The 17324-nt window shown below is 72.8% G+C and carries 12 protein-coding genes; 4 read left to right on the top strand and 8 right to left on the bottom strand.

The annotated features are described in order from the left end of the window. Positions 1-54 precede the first annotated feature (54 nt). From sucD to ACFV9W_RS06030, 7 genes are all read right to left on the bottom strand, one after another. Positions 55-936, bottom strand: a complete 882-nt coding sequence (gene sucD / locus ACFV9W_RS06060; protein ID WP_385756027.1) for a succinate--CoA ligase subunit alpha — start codon at positions 934-936, stop codon at positions 55-57. 20 nt (positions 937-956) lie between these two features. Continuing rightward, complete coding sequence (gene sucC / locus ACFV9W_RS06055) at positions 957-2135, bottom strand: ADP-forming succinate--CoA ligase subunit beta (RefSeq protein ID WP_385756025.1); 1179 nt, start codon at positions 2133-2135, stop codon at positions 957-959. 430 nt (positions 2136-2565) lie between these two features. Continuing rightward, entirely contained in the window at positions 2566-3768 is a 1203-nt protein-coding gene (locus tag ACFV9W_RS06050) for a hypothetical protein (RefSeq protein WP_385756023.1), read from the bottom strand. Positions 3769-3864: 96 nt separating this feature from the next. After that, positions 3865-5061 (bottom strand): hypothetical protein, encoded by a 1197-nt coding sequence (locus tag ACFV9W_RS06045; protein ID WP_385756021.1) that lies wholly within the window; start codon positions 5059-5061, stop codon positions 3865-3867. Between the two features lie 83 nt (positions 5062-5144). Next, positions 5145-6539: a VWA domain-containing protein gene (locus tag ACFV9W_RS06040; RefSeq protein ID WP_385756020.1), complete on the bottom strand. Its 1395-nt coding sequence runs from the start codon at positions 6537-6539 to the stop codon at positions 5145-5147. Beyond that, the gene (locus tag ACFV9W_RS06035; RefSeq protein WP_385756018.1) at positions 6536-8890 is read right to left on the bottom strand and encodes a DUF5682 family protein; all 2355 of its coding nucleotides are present in this window, start codon (positions 8888-8890) and stop codon (positions 6536-6538) included. Before ACFV9W_RS06035 ends, ACFV9W_RS06040 begins: the two co-directional genes overlap by 4 nt. Next, positions 8887-10068: an AAA family ATPase gene (locus tag ACFV9W_RS06030; protein ID WP_385756017.1), complete on the bottom strand. Its 1182-nt coding sequence runs from the start codon at positions 10066-10068 to the stop codon at positions 8887-8889. Before ACFV9W_RS06030 ends, ACFV9W_RS06035 begins: the two co-directional genes overlap by 4 nt. 177 nt (positions 10069-10245) lie before the next feature. Between ACFV9W_RS06030 and ACFV9W_RS06025 the strand changes: the two genes are divergently transcribed. Next, the gene (locus ACFV9W_RS06025; RefSeq protein ID WP_385756015.1) at positions 10246-11637 is read left to right on the top strand and encodes an SWIM zinc finger family protein; all 1392 of its coding nucleotides are present in this window, start codon (positions 10246-10248) and stop codon (positions 11635-11637) included. A gap of 158 nt (positions 11638-11795) precedes the next feature. Further along, on the top strand, positions 11796-13361 hold the full coding sequence (locus ACFV9W_RS06020; RefSeq protein ID WP_385756013.1) for a DUF5691 domain-containing protein: 1566 nt from the start codon (positions 11796-11798) through the stop codon (positions 13359-13361). Positions 13362-13507: 146 nt separating this feature from the next. Here ACFV9W_RS06020 and ACFV9W_RS06015 read toward each other — a convergent pair whose 3' ends face one another. Next, the gene (locus ACFV9W_RS06015) at positions 13508-13930 is read right to left on the bottom strand and encodes a cobalamin B12-binding domain-containing protein (protein ID WP_385756011.1); all 423 of its coding nucleotides are present in this window, start codon (positions 13928-13930) and stop codon (positions 13508-13510) included. A gap of 403 nt (positions 13931-14333) precedes the next feature. Here ACFV9W_RS06015 and ACFV9W_RS06010 point away from each other — a divergent pair, with 403 nt between their 5' ends. Then, the gene (locus ACFV9W_RS06010) at positions 14334-15305 is read left to right on the top strand and encodes a lipase family alpha/beta hydrolase (protein WP_385756009.1); all 972 of its coding nucleotides are present in this window, start codon (positions 14334-14336) and stop codon (positions 15303-15305) included. A 329-nt stretch (positions 15306-15634) separates the two neighbouring features. Continuing rightward, a complete protein-coding gene (locus ACFV9W_RS06005; RefSeq protein ID WP_385756008.1) occupies positions 15635-17320 on the top strand; it encodes a M23 family metallopeptidase in 1686 nt (561 codons plus the stop codon). Positions 17321-17324: the final 4 nt, after the last annotated feature.

The following is a 17324-nucleotide window of genomic DNA, read 5'->3' as shown; positions in this document are numbered from 1 at the left end:
TGGGGCCCCGCCCGGTCCCGGGGGCGGCCCCACTGTGCTGCGTAGGAGAGCCTCTTAGCTGAGGATCTCGCGCGCGAGCTTCGCCGTCTCGGTCGGCGTCTTGCCGACCTTGACGCCGGCGGCCTCGAGGGCCTCCTTCTTCGCCTGCGCGGTGCCGGAGGAGCCGGAGACGATGGCGCCGGCGTGGCCCATGGTCTTGCCCTCGGGCGCCGTGAAGCCGGCGACGTAGCCGACGACCGGCTTCGTCACGTTGGCCTTGATGTAGTCGGCCGCGCGCTCCTCTGCGTCGCCACCGATCTCACCGATCATGACGATCAGGTCGGTCTCGGGGTCGGCCTCGAACGCGGCGAGCGCGTCGATGTGCGTCGTGCCGATGACCGGGTCGCCACCGATGCCGACGGCGGACGAGAAGCCGATGTCACGGAGCTCGTACATCATCTGGTACGTCAGCGTGCCGGACTTCGAGACCAGGCCGATGCGGCCCGGCTTCGTGATGTCGCCCGGGATGATGCCGGCGTTCGACTGGCCCGGCGTGATGAGGCCGGGGCAGTTCGGGCCGATGATGCGGGTCTTGTCGCCCTTGGACTTCGCGTACGCGTAGAACGCGGCGGAGTCGTGGACGGCGATGCCCTCGGTGATGACGACCGCGAGGGGGATCTCGGCGTCGATGGCCTCGACCACGGCGGCCTTCGAGAAGGCCGGCGGGACGAAGAGCACGGACACGTTGGCGCCCGTCTTCTCCATCGCCTCGGCGACGGAGCCGAAGACCGGGATGTCGTTGCCGTCGATGTCGACGGACGTACCCGCCTTGCGCGGGTTCACGCCACCGACGATGTTCGTGCCGTCGGCCAGCATGAGCTTGGTGTGCTTCATGCCCGTGGCACCGGTCATGCCCTGGACGATGACCTTGCTGTCCTTGTTGAGGAAGATAGCCATGGCTGTTTAGTCCCTCGTCCTTACTTCGCGGCCGCGAGCTCGGCGGCCTTGTCGGCCGCGCCGTCCATGGTGTCCACGCGCTGCACCAGCGGGTGGTTGGCGTCGGAGAGGATCTTGCGACCCAGCTCGGCGTTGTTGCCGTCGAGGCGGACGACGAGCGGCTTCTCGACCTTCTCGCCCTTCTCCTCGAGGAGGGCAAGGGCCTGGACGATGCCGTTGGCGACCTCGTCGCAGGCGGTGATGCCGCCGAAGACGTTGACGAAGACCGACTTGACGTCGGAGTCGCCGAGGATGATCTCCAGGCCGTTCGCCATCACCTGGGCGGACGCGCCGCCACCGATGTCGAGGAAGTTGGCCGGCTTCACGCCGCCGTGGTTCTCACCGGCGTACGCGACGACGTCCAGCGTCGACATGACCAGACCGGCACCGTTGCCGATGATGCCGACCTCGCCGTCGAGCTTGACGTAGTTGAGGTCCTTCTCCTTGGCAGCGGCCTCGAGCGGGTCGGCCGCGTCCTTGTCCTGAAGGGCCTCGTGGTCGGGGTGCCGGAAGCCGGCGTTCTCGTCCAGGGACACCTTGCCGTCAAGGGCGATGACCTTGCCGGAGGCGACCTTCGCGAGCGGGTTGACCTCGACGAGGAGGGCGTCCTCGTCGATGAAGGTCTTCCACAGCGTCTGGAGGATCTCGGCGACCTGGTCGGCGACCTCGGCCGGGAACTTGGCGTCCGTGACGATCTTGCGGGCGACCTCGGGGGTCACGCCCTCATTGGCGTCGATCGGCGTCTTGGCGACGGCCTCCGGACGGGTGGCCGCCACCTCCTCGATCTCCATGCCGCCCTCGACGGAGGCGATGGAGAGGAAGGTGCGGTTGGTGCGGTCCAGGAGGAAGGAGACGTAGTACTCCTCCACGATCTCCGGAGCCGTCTCGGCCATCATCACCTTGTGGACCGTGTGGCCCTTGATGTCCATGCCGAGGATGTTGGTCGCGTGCTGCACGGCCTCGTCGGGGGTGGCAGCCAGCTTCACGCCGCCGGCCTTGCCGCGGCCGCCGACCTTCACCTGCGCCTTGACGACGGACTTGCCGCCAAGACGCTCGGTCGCCTCGCGGGCCGCCTCAGGCGTGTCGATGACTTCACCGGCCAGCACCGGTACACCGTGCTTGGCGAAGAGGTCCCTCGCCTGGTACTCGAACAGGTCCACGCGCGTCCGTCCCTATCAGTGATCTCGCGGTTCGTTATCTGCGTGGGCGTGCCGCGAGGGGCAACGTGACTCCGCTGTCACACGTGACGAGGCTGTCGCTGACGCCACTTTGCTGTCACTAGGGAGGCGTACACGGTGACCGAGTACGCGGCATGTCCGTCTCGCAGGTTATCGCCGCTCAGCGACCGCTTCTAAATCGCAGATCACACCTGAGCGGTGATACCCATCACAGAGCGTCCCGTTTGTGGTGCTTTTTGCGGTGCTGCCTCGGAGCCCGGGGAATGAGAACGGCCTCACCGGGCGGGGGTACGCCCGGTGAGGCCGCAGGTCAGCGGGTGGTCACGTCCCCAAGCGGACCACCCACTGTCGTGCACGTGAAGCGACCCGACGCGGCCGATGGATTTCGGCCGTCCGGGCACGGTCGCGTCGGTCAGACGCCGGGCAGGTAGCTGGGCGCGACCGAACCGGCGACACCCTGCACGCCGGTGACGGCGTTGCCCGCGAGCGGCTGCGCGTCGGCGCGCACGGTGCCCGTCAGGTCCTGCGCGAACGGGGCGACCTCGTGGGTCACGCCGCCGGCCAGCGGGGCGACGTTGTCGCCGACCACGGTCTGCGCGAAGGGGGCCACGTTGTCGCCGACCAGGCCCTGCGCGAGCGGCTGGACGTCGCCGGTGACGCCCTGCGCCAGGCCCTGCGCGCTGGTGCCGACGCCGCCGACGACCGGCTGCACGTGGTCCACCACGGTCTGCACGAGCGGCTGGACCGCGTCCACGACGCCGCCCGCGAACGGGGTGACGTCGTTGCCGACGACGCTCTGCGCGAAGGGCGCGACGTTGTCGCCCACGACGCCCTGCGCCAGCGGCTGGACCTGACCGGTGACACCGGCGGCGAAGGGCGCGACGTTGTCCCCGACGACGGTCTGCGCGAACGGCGTCACATCGCCGACCGCACCGCCCGCGAGGGTCGTCACGTCGCCGACGGCCTGGCCCGCGACCGGGAGCACGCCCTGCACGGCGGTGTTCGCGACGGGCGGGAGCACGGCGTCGGCGGTCTCGCCGACGGCCGGGGCGGCGTTCGTGCGGACGTTGTCGACGGCGCCCTGGGCGGTGCCCTGCGCGTTGTCCTGTACGTAGGCGGGGGCCTGGGCGGCGGCCTGCGTCAGCTCCTGCTGGAGCTGCGGGGCGAACGCGTCGAGCGGGCCGAACAGGTAGTCGACGCCCTCCTGGGCGCGGCCCTGGACGTCGGCGACGTTCGGGGCCTGGACGTCCGGCGTCTGGACCTGCGGCGCCTGGACCTGGTGGGCCTTCGACTGGACCTGGGCCCTGGCCTGCTGGGTGGCGGCCTTCGCCTTGTTGGCGACGTTGGTGTGGGCGACCTTGTCGGTGACCTTGTTGTCGGTGACCTGGTCGGTGACCTTGTTGTCGGTGACCTGGTCGGTGACCTGGTTGTGGGCGACCTTGTCGGTCACCTGCGAGGTCGTGTCCTGCACGTCGGAGACGGTGTCCCCGGCGACGTCCGGCACGGACAGCGAGTGCGCGGGCAGCTCGTCGGCGCTGGCCACGGCCGAGCCGAGGGCCCAGGCACCGGAGACGCCGGCGGCTATGACGATGGAGCGGCGGATGTTCTTGTTCATGAGTACGTCAGTTCCTTCGAATTCCTGAATTCACTTCACGGCTGGGCAGACCTGTCCCGCCCCCGCGCGGCAGGTCACGAGCGGGGAACTGGCTGCCTAGCCGGGGAATTCAGGAACTTCGCGGAGCCGGTCGACCACCGGCGAGGTGCCCGCGGACGCCTGGGCGCCGGACGCGAGCAGAACGGGCGCACGGCCACCGAAGGCCGCCGCGTGCAGATCACCGTGGCGCGTCGAGCTGCCGTCGCCCGCGCTCGCGCCCGCCGACGGCACCCCGTCGGGACGCTGCGGCACGACGGGCCCCGCGGGCCGCGCAGTCGCCTGCGCGTCCGCTTCCGCCTGCTGTACGTCGCCGAACCGCGCGACGTCGTACGCCTGCGGGCCGCTCGCCGCGGCGTGGGAACGGTCCGTGGCCTGCGTCTTGGCAGGCCGTTCGCCGTGCTCCCGCTCCGCCGGGGCGTTCGCCCCGGGCGGCGTGGTGGCTGCGGGCGGCTCCGGCCGGAGCTCGGCCGGGTCCACGATGCCGACGAGCCCGCCGAGACCGACGTCCGTCAACTGCCCCGGCACCGCCTCGACGAGATCAGCGACGGCACGCGTCGCCAACTCCTCGACCGGACCGGTCAGCCGGTGCACCGTGGCACCCACCGGGGCGGTGAGGTACCGCACGGCGTCGACCGCGGCCCCCAGTCGCGCCCGCCCGTCACCGAGCGACTCGCCCCGGACGGCTTCGAGCCGCTTCCGGAGGGATTCGGCGGACGCCGAAGCCTGCTGCCGCACGGCGTGCGCGGCGTGCTGTGCGTTGGTGGGGTGCGTGTTGGTGGGGTGCGGCGCCGTCTCGGCGGGCCGAACCGGCGCGGGGTCGTTGGCGGGCAACGGGGTGGCGGCAGGCGTGGCCTGTCGCACCGGCGTCGTGACGCGGTCCCGCGTGGGCGCGGGCGCCGTGGCGGGCGCGGGTGCCGCGGGGGCCTTCGCGTGCATGTGCTCGGGCTCGGCGGCCGGTTCGGCGACCGGTTCGGCGGGCCGATCCGTGGCCGGCTCGACGGGGGCCGGTGCCTCGCGGGAGCCGGCCTCGCGCAACTTTCGCGCGGAATCGGCCACATGCTCCCGCACGGCCACGTGCCCCGACCGGAGCGAATCGGCCCCGGCCGCACCGGCGTCCGACAGGCCGTCCGCCTGCGCCCGGCCGCCGCACAGGATCCCGAGGACGAACAATCCACCGAACAGCAGCGCCAGTTGCAGCGCACGCCGTCCTGCCGTCGCACGCACCGGGCGCGCGACGGGGGCGGGAAGTGCCATCGGGGAAGTCACGGTGGCCGAATCCTCGCATGGGGCGAGGGAGGCGGCGCAAGCCCCCTGTTCCCCCTGTTACCGATAGGTACTCATATCCGGTTCGCGGCGGGTGAACCCTTTTCTGATGCTGCGTCCGGTATCGGCAAGGGGCGCTTCTCGATGGCGGCGGCCATGACGTCGGGGAACAGGTCCGGGGTGCAGGCGAAGGCCGGCGCGCCCAGTCCGGCGAGCGCCGCGGCGTGCTCCCGGTCGTAGGCGGGCGCACCCTCGTCCGAGAGCGCGAGCAGCGTCACGAACTGCACACCGGACGCCTTCATCGCGGCGACCCGCTTCAGCATCTCGTTGCGGATGCCTCCTTCGTAGAGGTCGGAGATGAGCACGACGACGGTCTCGGCGGGGCGGGTGATCTGCGACTGGCAGTACGCGAGCGCCCGGTTGATGTCGGTGCCGCCGCCGAGCTGGGTGCCGAACAGGACGTCGACCGGGTCGTCCAGCTGGTCCGTCAGGTCCACGACGGCCGTGTCGAAGACGACGAGGCGGGTCGATATCGAGCGCATCGAGGCGAGCACCGCCCCGAAGACCGAGGCGTAGACGACGGACGCCGCCATCGAGCCCGACTGGTCGATGCAGAGGACGACTTCCTTCTTCACGGACTGCGCCGCGCGCCCGTAACCGATCAGCCGCTCGGGCACGATCGTGCGGTACTCGGGCAGGTAGTGCTTGAGGTTGGCCGCGATCGTGCGGTTCCAGTCGATGTCGTGGTGGCGGGGCCGCTGGACGCGGGCGCTGCGGTCGAGGGCGCCGGTGAGGGTGGCGCGGGTGCGCGTGGCGAGCTTCTTCTCGAGGTCCTCGACGACCTTGCGCACGACGGCGCGGGCCGTCTCCTTCGTCGTCTCGGGCATCGCCTTGTTCAGCGAGAGCAGCGTGCCGACGAGGTGCACGTCCGCCTCGACGGCCTCCAGCATCTCCGGTTCGAGCAGCATCGCGGACAGCCCGAGCCGGTCGATGGCGTCCCGCTGCATGACCTGGACGACGGAGGACGGGAAGTACGTGCGGATGTCGCCCAGCCAGCGGGCCGCGGCCGGAGCGGACGCCCCGAGCCCCGCGCTCCGGCTGCCGCCGCCCTGCTGCTTGCCGCCGCCCTGCTGCTTGCCGCCGCCCGACCCGTACAGCGCGGCGAGGGCACCGTCCATCGCCGCGTCCTTCCCGGCGAGCCCGCAACCGGTCCCGTCCGCGTCCGCCCCACCGAGCACAAGACGCCAACGCCGCAATCGCTCGTCCTTGCCGGTCGCGGTGCTGGTGCCGGTCCCCGTGCTGGTGCCGGTCCCGGTGCCGACCTCGGCGCCGGTGCCGGTGCCGATCTCAGTGCCGGTCTCGGTGCCGGTGCCGGCCTCGGTGCCGGTGCCGGCCTCGGCGCCGGTGCCGGTGCCGATCTCAGTGCCGGCCTCGATGCCGGTGCCGGTCTCGGTCTCCGTGTCGGTCATGCCACCGCCCCCTCCAGGCTGTTGTTGCCCTTGTCGCCCTCGTCGCCCATGTCGATTCCGTCGGCGGCGGGCGCGCCCTCATCCGCGCCGAGCAGCAGGCGCAGTACCGGCAGCACCGCGTCCGCCCGCTCCGCGTCCAGGTCCTCCCCGAAGCCGAGCGGTCCACCGGTGACCGGGGACTGTCCGCCCCCGGAGGGACCGCGCCGGACCAGTTCGCCCAAGGTGCGCCGCACGCCGGGCTCGTACGCCGAGAACGTCCGCCGCAGCAGCGGCAGCACGTCCGTGAACGCGTCGCCCGACACCCCCGTCAGCCACGCGTCGACCAGGCCCAGGAGCCGCTCGTCGTGCACCAACAGCAGCCCGCCGCCCGATCCGCCGCCGACGAAGCCCTCGATCCACGCCGCCGCCTCGGCGGGTGCTGTGCCGGGCGAGAGGGCGAGGCTCATCAGCCGGGCCGCATCGTCCTCGTCGAGCACCCCCTCGTCGAGCAGCACCCGCGCGCACCGCCCGCGGATCACTCCTGCCACGCCGTCCCGCTCCGCGAGCACGCGCAGCACCTTCCGCCAGCGCTCGCGCACCCCGGCGTCCTCCAGGAGCGCGACGGCCGAGTGCACCGCGTCGACATGCCCGCGCATCTCCCCCGCCGCCTCCGCGTCGAGCCCCGCGCACGCGGGCGGGAGGCCGACGAAGACCCGCTCGGCGAGGCCCGCCGCCACATCGGCGAGGGCACCGGTGTCGGTGCCGCGCACGTCGCCGTAGCGCAGCGCGCGGACCAGGGCGGGCAGGGCGCCCGCGAGGTGACCCACGTCCGCGTCGAGGGCGGCGCGGTCGGCCAGAACTCGCATCACCGTCGGCAGCGCGTCCGACAGCCCGGCGAGCAGGCAGACCTCGGCGAGCGCCGTGACGTCGGCGAGCGGCCTCGCGGCGATCGCGTCCGTCTCCGCCTTGGCGGTCGCCGCGGCGAGCACGGTCGTCCCCCACACTCCCGCCTCCGCGACCCGCACGGACAGCTCCGGCTCCCAGCGCAGCCGCCACGACTCGCGGAACGTCCCGGTGGAGCCGCGCGCCGATCTCGCCGGCTCGCCCCAGGCCACGCCAAGCAGCCGCAGCCGGTGCAGCAGTCGGCTGCGCGCGGCGTCGGTGTCGCCCCGCAGGTCGAGGTCCAACTCCTTCTCCGCCGCGGCCGGTTTGAGCCGCAGGGAACGCTGCTGCCGCGTGAGGTCGCGCTGCAGCGGCACCGCGGGCGCCGCCTCGGGTACCTCCCCCAGCACGTCCCCCACCACGAGCTTGTCGTGGATGAGCGCCAGCGGTACGTCCGAGCCCTCGCACAGCACGGCCCGCACCGCGTCGGTCGTCTCGGTGAGCCCCGCGAGCGGCCGCCCGCGCATCACGGCGAGGGTCTCCGCGAGGCGTACGGCCTCGATGACATGGGCGGAGGACACGATGCGGTCCTCCTCGCGCAGCAGCCCGGCGACCTTGGTCAGCCAGCGCTCCACGGGCCGGTCGGGCGCGCTGAACAGATGCCCGTACCAGCCGGGCGAGTCGATGCCCGCCCCGTAGCCGCTGGCACGGGCCAGGCGCCGGTGCGTCCACGGCACCCACGTCATGTCGACCTTCGCCTTCGGCAGGCCCTTGAGCAGGGCCCGGTCGGCCGCGACGGTCGTCTTTTGCCGCAGAGCGGGAACGTGCCACGCCCCGCACACGACGGCCACATCGTCCCCGAACTCGCGCTGCGCCGCCCGCACTTGGAGCCGCATGTACGCCTCTCGCGGCAGATCGCGCTCGTAGCCGCCGTCCCCGCACGTCTCCCGCAGCGCACCCATCGCCTCGCCGAGCGCGGCAAAGGCGTCGCCGTCCCGGTGCTCGACGACGTCCTCCCACCAGCGCTCCGCGTCGTCGTACCCGGCGGTCTCGGCGAGGACCCGCAGGGGGTCGACGCGCACGGAGTCCCCCTCCCCCGCCTCCTCGTCGGCCCCGTCGCCCAGGTCCTCCTCCGCCCGCAGCGCCAGGCTGTGCGCGGCCGGCAGGTCGATGAAGCGGACCGGCACGTCGCGCGCCAACGCCCAGCGGATCGCGACCCATTCGGGCGAGAACTCGGCGAACGGCCAGAACGCCGACCTTCCCGGCTCGTCCACGACGTGCGCGAGCAGCGCGACCGGCGGCCGCATGCCGGCCTCGGCGGCGAGCGGGACGAGTCCGTCTGCCTCCGGCGGCCCTTCGATCAGTACGATCCTCGGCTGCGCGGCGTCGAGCGCGGTGCGCACGGCGCGCGCGGAGCCGGGTCCGTGGTGCCGCACGCCGAGCAGCGCGGGGCCCGTGGCCGGTGCGGCCGCCGCGGTCGATGTCGTCATGCGCTGACCTCTCGGCAGGCCCGGTAGAAGTCCTTCCAGCCGTCGCGCTCGCGCACCACGGCCTCCAGGTACTCCTGCCAGACGACGCGGTCCGCCGCCGGATCGCGCACCACGGCCCCGAGGATTCCGGCGGCCACGTCGGAGGGGCGCAGCACGCCGTCCCCGAAGTGGGCGGAGAGCGCCAGGCCGTTGGTGACGACGGAGATCGCCTCGGCGGTCGACAGCGTGCCGCTGGGCGACTTGACCTTCGTGCGCCCGTCGGCCGTCACGCCGTCGCGCAGCTCGCGGAAGACGGTGACGACGCGGCGGATCTCGTCCATCCCGTCGGGCGCGCTGGGCAGCTCCAGGGCGCGGCCGACCTGGTCGACCCGGCGCGAGACGATGTCGACCTCGTCCTCCACGCTCGCGGGCAGCGGCAGCACGACCGTGTTGAACCGGCGCCGCAGCGCGCTCGACAGATCGTTCACCCCGCGGTCCCGGTCATTGGCCGTGGCGATGAGGTTGAAGCCGCGCACGGCCTGCACCTCCTGCCCCAACTCCGGTATCGGCAGCGTCTTCTCCGACAGGATCGTGATGAGCGTGTCCTGTACATCGGCCGGGATGCGCGTCAGCTCCTCGACGCGCGCGGTCATCCCCTCCGCCATCGCCCGCATGACCGGGCTCGGCACGAGGGCGTCCCTGCTCGGGCCGTTGGCCAGCAGCTGCGCGTAGTTCCAGCCGTAGCGGATGGCCTCCTCCGGCGTCCCCGCCGTGCCCTGCACCAGCAGCGTCGAGTCCCCGCTCACGGCGGCCGCGAGGTGCTCGGACACCCAGGTCTTGGCGGTGCCGGGCACGCCGAGCAGGAGCAGCGCCCGGTCGGTCGCCAGTGTCGTCACGGCGACCTCGACGATGCGGCGCGGGCCCACGTATTTCGGGGAGATCACCGTGCCGTCGGGCAGCGTGCCGCCGAGCAGATACGTCGCGACGGCCCACGGCGACAGGCGCCATCGGGCCGGCCGCGGCCGGTCGTCCTGGGCGGCGAGCGCCGCGAGTTCCTCCGCGAACGCGTTCTCAGCGTGCGGCCGCAGCACCTCGTCCGCGGCCTGGCCCCCGGTCCGGCCCCCGGTCTGCCTCTCGGTCTGCCTCTCGGTCTGGCTCTCGGTCTGGCTCTCGGTCTGGCTCTCGACGGAAATGGTCATGGCTGTCCCCCTCCACTCGCACAACTCGAACCATCACGACGAGCCCTCGACCGCTCTCGTCGCGTGCTGGGTTCCACCGTGCACCACGCCACTGACAATCGACCTCGACGCCAACGTCTGCGCAGGTCAGGGCAGTTGTCGGGGCGATTGTCAGTGGCGGGATCTACCGTCGAGGACATGAATCAGCTGGGGGTGCGCTGGACGACGGATCAGGTGCTCGCACTGGCGCCTGACGCCGCGTCACGCAAGGCGGGAAGCAAGCTCGGGGGACCGGGCCCGTGGTCGGGAACCGGTAGTTCCGCGGGCGCGGAGGATTCGGACGAGGGGGCGGTATGGGGACTGTGCAAGGGGAGCGGCAGCAAGCCGTACCAGACGATCGTGGACATCGGCGGGGGCGCGGGTTCGAGCGGACCCGGGTACACGTGCAGTTGCCCGAGCCGCAAATTTCCGTGCAAGCACGCGCTCGGACTCTTGCTGCTCTGGGCGGGCGGGGACGCGCAGGTACCGGCGGGCCAGGCGCCACCGGAGTGGGCCGAGCCCTGGCTGGCGGGGCGGCAGAAGCGGGCCGGGGCCGAGCAGACGGCGGCGTCGGAGGGCGGTTCGGGCAGTGCTCCGGCGGATCCGGAGGCGGCCCGGCGCAGAGCCGAGCGCCGCGCCCAGCGGATCACGGCGGGCGCGACGGAGCTGGAGCAGCGCCTCACCGACCTGCTGCGCGGCGGCCTCGCGCAGGCGGAGCGGTCGGGGTACGGGCTGTGGGAGGAGACGGCCGCGCGGATGGTCGACGCGCAGGCGCCCGGACTGGCGGCGCGCGTGCGGGAGTTGGGGGCGATCCCGGCGTCCGGGTCCGGCTGGCCGGTGCGGCTGCTCGAGGCGTGCGCCCTGCTCCACCTCCTCGACCAGGGCTGGCTGCGCCGCGACGCCCTGCCCGATGACCTGGCGGCGACGGTCCGCTCGCGTGTGGGCCTCCCCTCGCCGGACAGGGAACCGCCGTTGCGCGACCACTGGCTGGTCCTCTCCCAGTACGACACGGCGGACGGGCACCTCACCACACGCCGTATATGGCTGCACGGCACGCGGAGCGAGCGCACCGTCCTGCTCCTCTCCTACGGGGCGGCGGGCCGCGCCCCTGCGCTCGCGCTGCCGACCGGGCGCGTGCTCGACGCCGCGGTGTCGGCGTATCCGGGAGCGGGGGCCCTCCGGGCGGAGCTGGGCGAGCAGTTCGGCTCGTCGGAGTCGGACGGCACACGCCCCAAGGGAGTGGACGTCACCGCCGGCCTCGCCGCCTACGGGACGGCGCTCGCGGCCGACCCCTGGCTGGAGTCCTGGCCGGTGACACTCGCGGAGGTCATACCGACCCGGGACCCGGACGGGCACTGGCAACTGGCCGACGCCGAAGGAAAGTCGGCCCTCCCCCTCACCGCCCACGCGGCGGCATCCCCCGGCCTGTGGCGCCTGGTCGCCGTCTCCGGAGGCGCACCGGTAACAGTCTTCGGCGAATGCGGCCCGACGGGCTTCCACCCCCTGGCCACATGGACGACAGAACGGAACGAGCCCGTCCCCCTGCACTGACGCCGGCCCCAGCGGACAACTCAAGTCCCGGCGCGGGATCCCAAATCAAGCCCCGCCGGCGATTGAGGCGCGGGGTCCGGGGCAGAGCCCCGCGGCCGTAACGCCGGTACCGGCGCACAGACCCCGACCACCAGACACCGCGCACCACGGAGAGGCCCATGACAACGACCACCACCTGGGACGACCTGGTCAGCGCCGCCCTGCTCGGAACCGAGCGCCGCCCGGACCGGCCCCCGCTCGCCCTCCTCGACGAGGCCGCCGTGCACACCGTGCGCCGCCGGGCAGGCCTGCGTCCCGCCGCGGCGACCGCGCCGCCGGACCGCGCCGAGGACGACCCGCGTCCGCCGCTGCCCGCCGCCGCGCGGCAGCGACTCGCGCTGCTGCTCACCGACCGCTCCGGCGGCACGGGATCGCGCCGCGGCACCGCCCCCGACCTTCTCGAACTGCTCCCGCAGTGGCTCGCCACGGCCAACGCGCACGGGTACGCGCCCCCGCCCGAACTGCTGCCCGCGCTGCTCGACGCGGCGCGCGGCCGCACCGATCTGCGCCCTCCGGCCCTCACGTTCGCGGGGCCGCGCGCCCGCTGGCTGGCCCGGCTCAACCCGGACTGGAAGTTCGCGCTGCGCGCCACGCAGGGCGTCGGCGCGGTACTGCCGGCGCCGGAGGAGAGCGAGCAGGTTCGGCTGCGGTGGGAGGAGGGCCTGTTCGCGGAGCGGGTGGCGCTGCTCGCCTCCGTACGGGCGCACGACCCGGACGCCGCCCGGGCGCTCCTGGCCGGGACGTGGGGCACGGAGCGCGCCGAGGACCGCCTGATGTTCCTCGACTCGCTGCGGGCGGGGCTCGGCGACGCGGACGAGCCGTTCCTGGAGCGGGCGTTGAGCGACCGCAGCAGGAACGTGCGGGCGACGGCGGCCGAGCTGCTCTCCGCACTCCCCCGCTCGGCGCTCGCCGCGCGGATGGCGGACCGGGCGCTGACCTGCGTGGCGCTCGACCGTGCGGAGGGGGCGATCGTCGTGGAGGCGCCGCACGAGTGCGACGCGGGGATGGAGCGGGACGGCGTCGTGGCGAAGCCACCGGCGGGCCGCGGGGAACGGGCGTGGTGGTTCGGGCAGTTGGTGGAGGCGGCGCCGCTCGACCGGTGGCCGGGCAGATTCGGCGGCCGGGGCCCGGAGGAGATCGTGGCGCTGCCGGTCGCCGGCGACTGGCGCGGGGAGCTGCACGCGGCGTGGTGCCGGGCGGCGGTCCGGCAGCGGGACATCGCCTGGTCCCGGGCGCTGCTCGGGGCGCCGACGGCGTCGGACGCGGCAGGTCCCGGGGCGGTGTCGCTCGCCGAGCGGGCGAAGCTGCTCGCGGCGCTGCCGGGCGCGGAACGGGCGGACTGGGTAGCGGAGTTCATCGCCGCGCACGGGCTGTCCGAGGCGTTCCAGCTGCTGGGGGTGTGCGGCACGCCGTGGGCGCGGCCGCTCGGGCGGTCCGTGGTCGACGCGCTGAACATCGCGCGGGACGCGGGGAGTTACCCGTGGAGCTTCAGCGGGGTGATGGGGCTCGCGGAGCGCTGCCTGGACCCCGAGGAGGTGGCCCGACTCGACGGGCTCACGGCGGCCGTCGAGGAACCGGAGGGCTCGGCGCCCGGAGCCGGGGGGTACTGGACGGAGGCGTTCCAACGCCTCGCCGGCACGTTGCGGCTGCGCCGGGCCATGCGGGACGAACTGGCTCCGCCGTGATGCGGCCCCGCGCCCCTGTTGCGCTGCACCGGGGTTGCGGTCTCGGGGCTCTGCCCCGGACCCCGCTGCTCAATCGCCGCAGGGGCTTGATTTTGCCCGCCCACCCGCAGGGGCTTGATTTGCCCCCGCGGCGGGAAAGTGGGCGGTCAGCCGCCGGACGCCGCCGGCTCGCGGACGTTGGCGCGGACCCAGTCGACGATGGAGGCCGTCGTGGCGCCCGGGGTGAAGATCTCCGCGACGCCCTTCTCCTTCAGCGGCGCGATGTCCCCCTCGGGGATGATGCCGCCGCCGAAGACCTTGATGTCCGCGGCGTCGCGCTCGGCGAGGAGCTCGATGACGCGGGCGAAGAGCGTGTTGTGCGCGCCGGAGAGGATGGACAGACCGATCGCGTCGGCATCCTCCTGGATGGCGGTGTCCACGACCTGCTCGGGCGTCTGGTGCAGGCCCGTGTAAATGACCTCCATACCGGCGTCGCGCAGCGCCCGCGCGATCACTTTGGCCCCGCGATCGTGGCCGTCGAGTCCCGGCTTCGCGACGACCACGCGGATCGGCCCGGCTGCCACACCCATCACTGCCTCCCTGAAACGACTGCTCAAGCAAAAGTTGAAGCGATTGTTCAAAAGACTGATGCCCGAAGTGAACGAACGTTATCGACAGCATCCCGCAAGCGGCCGTTTCGCGGTGCGGACCGAGGGGGAAATCACACGGTGGGACACATTCGCTGCGCGCCGCGACTGCCACAGGCGGGACTCACCGCCACATCCGGGACAGGCGCGAGGGAGCCGCTTCGAGGTCGCCGCGCCACCGCGCCGACAGCCGCACGGCACGGTGGCACGGTGCTTCCGGCTGCCGTTCGGACCGATGAGTCGGCGCATCGGGCACGGCCGGCGCCGCAAGGCCGCTTCGGCCGGCTCTCATGAGCGCACACGGGGGACAGAGGCGTCCTCCCGTGTGCCGACGGGAGGTTGACCGATGAAGGTCACGAGGTCGTTGCCCTTTCGCCCCCTCTGCCACCTGCTGCCCTCGAGACTGGCCGGTCTCTCGATCGCGCTCCTGAAGGCGACCGCCCTGGAGCTGGCGATCCTCGCGGGCCACCTGCTCCTCTATCCCTCGGGCATCCTCCCGGAACGAAGGCAGCCGCTGGCGCTGCCCCGCCACCCCTCGGCCTCACCGCCCCCGGACCCTCTGGACACTCCGCACACGCTGGACGCCCCGGTCGACGCGGGCGCCGAGGTGGGCCTGGAGGACGACCCGGCGGGCACGGCGGCGGACGCGCCGCGCCTGCCCACCCCCGCCAAGCCCCCGGTCCTCCTCCTGCACGGTTTCATCGACAACCGCTCGGTCTTCGTCCTGCTGCGCCGCTCCCTCGCGCAGCACGGCAGGCAGCACGCCGAATCGCTCAACTACTCCCCTCTCACCTGCGACATCCGGGCCGCCGCCGCGCTCCTCGCACGGCACGTGGAGGAGATATGCGAGCGGTCGGGCCGGGACCGGGTCGACATCGTGGGGCACAGCCTGGGCGGCCTGATAGCCCGTTATTACGTGCAGTGCCTCGGTGGCGACACGCGGGTGCGCACACTCGTGACGCTCGGTACCCCGCACGGCGGCACACAGGTGGCGCCGCTCGCGGACGCGCACCCGATCGTTAGGCAGATGCGGCCCGGGTCCTCGGTCGTCGAGGAGTTGAAGCGGCCGGCGCCGGGGTGTCGTACGCGCTTCGTGAGCTTCTGGAGCGATCTCGACCAGCTGATGCTGCCGCTCGAGACGGCGTGCGTGGACCACGCCGACCTGCTCGCGCAGAACGTGCGGGTCACGGGCATCGGCCATCTCGCGCTGCCGGTGCACCCCGCCGTCGCGACCGGCATCCGGCAGGCCCTCGACGCGGAGTTCGCGGAAGGAGCCAGCGCCGCCCACAGGACCGGCGGCGGACTGACGGTCGCCTGACCGCCCGATCCCGTACATCGCCGCCCGTTCCCGCCCATCGGCGCCCATCCGCGCCCACTTCGTCGAACGGGTCTCGAACTCAGGGCCAAGGAACTGTCCACAGTCCACCCAAAGGCGGCTGATTGCCCGTTTCCCGGGGCCCGGAAACCCGACGAAGATTGTCGTGCCCTCGTACCGACGGGTACAGTCACCGCACTGCTCTGGCAGCCCCTGTTGTCGAGGCGAAAGAGAAGTTGGTGAACGACCGCAATCCGTCGGGGACCGCGCCATACGCGGCGTACGACGGTCACTCCGCGACCAGCTTCGCAAGCGACCCTCTCTTCGGCGACATGGCAGAGGACCCCTACGAACCGGGCTCCCCCGCGACCGGCCAGTGGCACACGGCCCCCCAGCAGCAGTACGCCGACCTCTACTCCTCCTCGTACTACGACACCGGCACGTACGACGTCGGCGCCTTCGGCGCCGGTTCCTACGACACCGGTTCCTATGACACGACGGGCGCCTGGGCGACCGGCGGGTACGGGCAGTCCGCCGACATCCCCGCGCAGCAGCCCCGGCCGATGGCCGAGCAGCACACCACCGGCCAGTGGGACACGTCGGCGTACGAGACGCAGATGTACGCGGCTCAACACCCCGACACGCAGGGCTTTGAAGCCCCGTCCTTCGGGACGCAGACCTTCGACACGCAGGCTTTCGACGGCCAGTCCTTCGACGCGCAGACGCATACACAGTCGTTCGAGACGCAGTCGTTCGAGGCCCCGTCCTTCGAGACGCAGACCTTCGGCGCTCAGGGCTTCGACACGCAGTCCTTCGAGGCCCAGAGCTTCGAGACGCAGAGCTTCGAGTTCCAGGGGTTCGAGGCGCAGCACTTCGAGGCTCAGGGCTTTGAAACCCAGAGCTTCAGCACGCACGACATGCCCGAGGCGCACGACATGCCCGAGGCGCACGACGTGCTCGGCGCGCCCGACCCGCACGACACCCAGGGTTTCACCCACACCTTCCAGGCCCCGGCCTTCGGCGCGACCGCGTACGACACGGGCGCGTACGACGCCACGCAGTGGAACGCCGCCGAAGCCGCCGGCACCGCGGAGACCGGGCTCGAGTCCGCGACCGCGGCCGAGCCCCACCCCGAGCCCGAGCCGGTCACGGACCCCGACCCCGAGGCGGACCACGCGCACGGGCCCGTCCTGGACCTCGACCCCGCCGCCGAGCCCGAGCCCGCCCCCGCGACCCCGCAGCCCTCGACGCGCAGGGCCGGGAAGAACGTCTCCCGTGGCCGCGCCGGCCGCCGCCGCCCGGCGAAGCGGTCCGCGCTCGTCACCGTCGTCGTGCCGTCGGTCTGTGTGGTCGGCGTCGCCGGGATCGCCGCGGCGAGCGTCGGTGGCGGCGGCGAGGACGAGGGCAAGGAGACGCAGGCCGCGGCCGCTTCGGAGGCGCAGGCCGTGAAGCCGGCCGTCGCCAACAACAAGCTGGACTCGCAGCTGAAGGACCTGTCCGCCGACGCGGGCGACTTCGCCGACCGGGCGAGCCGCACGCAGGAGCGGATCGACCTCAAGGCCAAGCAGGAGGCGGCGCGGAAGCAGGCCGCCGAGGAGGCCGCGCGCAAGGAGGCGGCGCGACCCAAGTTCGTGCTGCCGGTGAAGCAGCACGGGCTGAGCGCCTTCTTCGGGCAGGCCGGCGTCAACTGGATGTCCCAGCACTCCGGCATCGACTTCCCCGTCTCGTACGGGACTCCGGTGATGGCCGCGACGGACGGCACCGTGAAGACGCAGTGGAACAGCGCGTACGGGAACATGGCCATAGTCACCGCCAAGGACGGCACGGAGACCTGGTACTGCCACCTGTCCTCGCACACCGTGATGAACGGTCCGGTGAAGGCCGGCGACGTGATCGCGCGGTCCGGGAACTCCGGCAACTCGACAGGCCCGCACCTGCACTTCGAGGTGCACCCCGGCGGCAGCGCGGCGATCGACCCCCTGCCGTGGCTGCGCAGCCACGGCGTCGACCCGAACTGAGCCG

The sequence above is a fragment of the Streptomyces sp. NPDC059897 genome (assembly GCF_042730865.1).
Taxonomy (GTDB): Bacteria; Actinomycetota; Actinomycetes; order Streptomycetales; family Streptomycetaceae; genus Streptomyces.
Note: the sequence above shows the minus strand (reverse complement) of the source record. Positions and strands in the feature narration are given on the sequence as shown.

Bases quoted from the DNA above. Each gene is read 5' to 3' on its own strand.
- ACFV9W_RS06020 (WP_385756013.1), top strand. From the start codon at position 11,796: ATGACAACGACCACCACCTGGGACGACCTGGTCAGCGCCGCCCTGCTC.
- ACFV9W_RS06035 (WP_385756018.1), bottom strand. From the start codon at position 8,890: ATGACGACATCGACCGCGGCGGCCGCACCGGCCACGGGCCCCGCGCTG.
- ACFV9W_RS06050 (WP_385756023.1), bottom strand. From the start codon at position 3,768: ATGAACAAGAACATCCGCCGCTCCATCGTCATAGCCGCCGGCGTCTCC.
- ACFV9W_RS06015 (WP_385756011.1), bottom strand. From the start codon at position 13,930: ATGGGTGTGGCAGCCGGGCCGATCCGCGTGGTCGTCGCGAAGCCGGGA.
- ACFV9W_RS06005 (WP_385756008.1), top strand. From the start codon at position 15,635: ATGGCAGAGGACCCCTACGAACCGGGCTCCCCCGCGACCGGCCAGTGG.
- ACFV9W_RS06045 (WP_385756021.1), bottom strand. From the start codon at position 5,061: ATGGCACTTCCCGCCCCCGTCGCGCGCCCGGTGCGTGCGACGGCAGGA.
- ACFV9W_RS06025 (WP_385756015.1), top strand. From the start codon at position 10,246: ATGAATCAGCTGGGGGTGCGCTGGACGACGGATCAGGTGCTCGCACTG.
- ACFV9W_RS06040 (WP_385756020.1), bottom strand. From the start codon at position 6,539: ATGACCGACACGGAGACCGAGACCGGCACCGGCATCGAGGCCGGCACT.
- ACFV9W_RS06010 (WP_385756009.1), top strand. From the start codon at position 14,334: ATGAAGGTCACGAGGTCGTTGCCCTTTCGCCCCCTCTGCCACCTGCTG.
- sucD (WP_385756027.1), bottom strand. From the start codon at position 936: ATGGCTATCTTCCTCAACAAGGACAGCAAGGTCATCGTCCAGGGCATG.
- ACFV9W_RS06030 (WP_385756017.1), bottom strand. From the start codon at position 10,068: ATGACCATTTCCGTCGAGAGCCAGACCGAGAGCCAGACCGAGAGCCAG.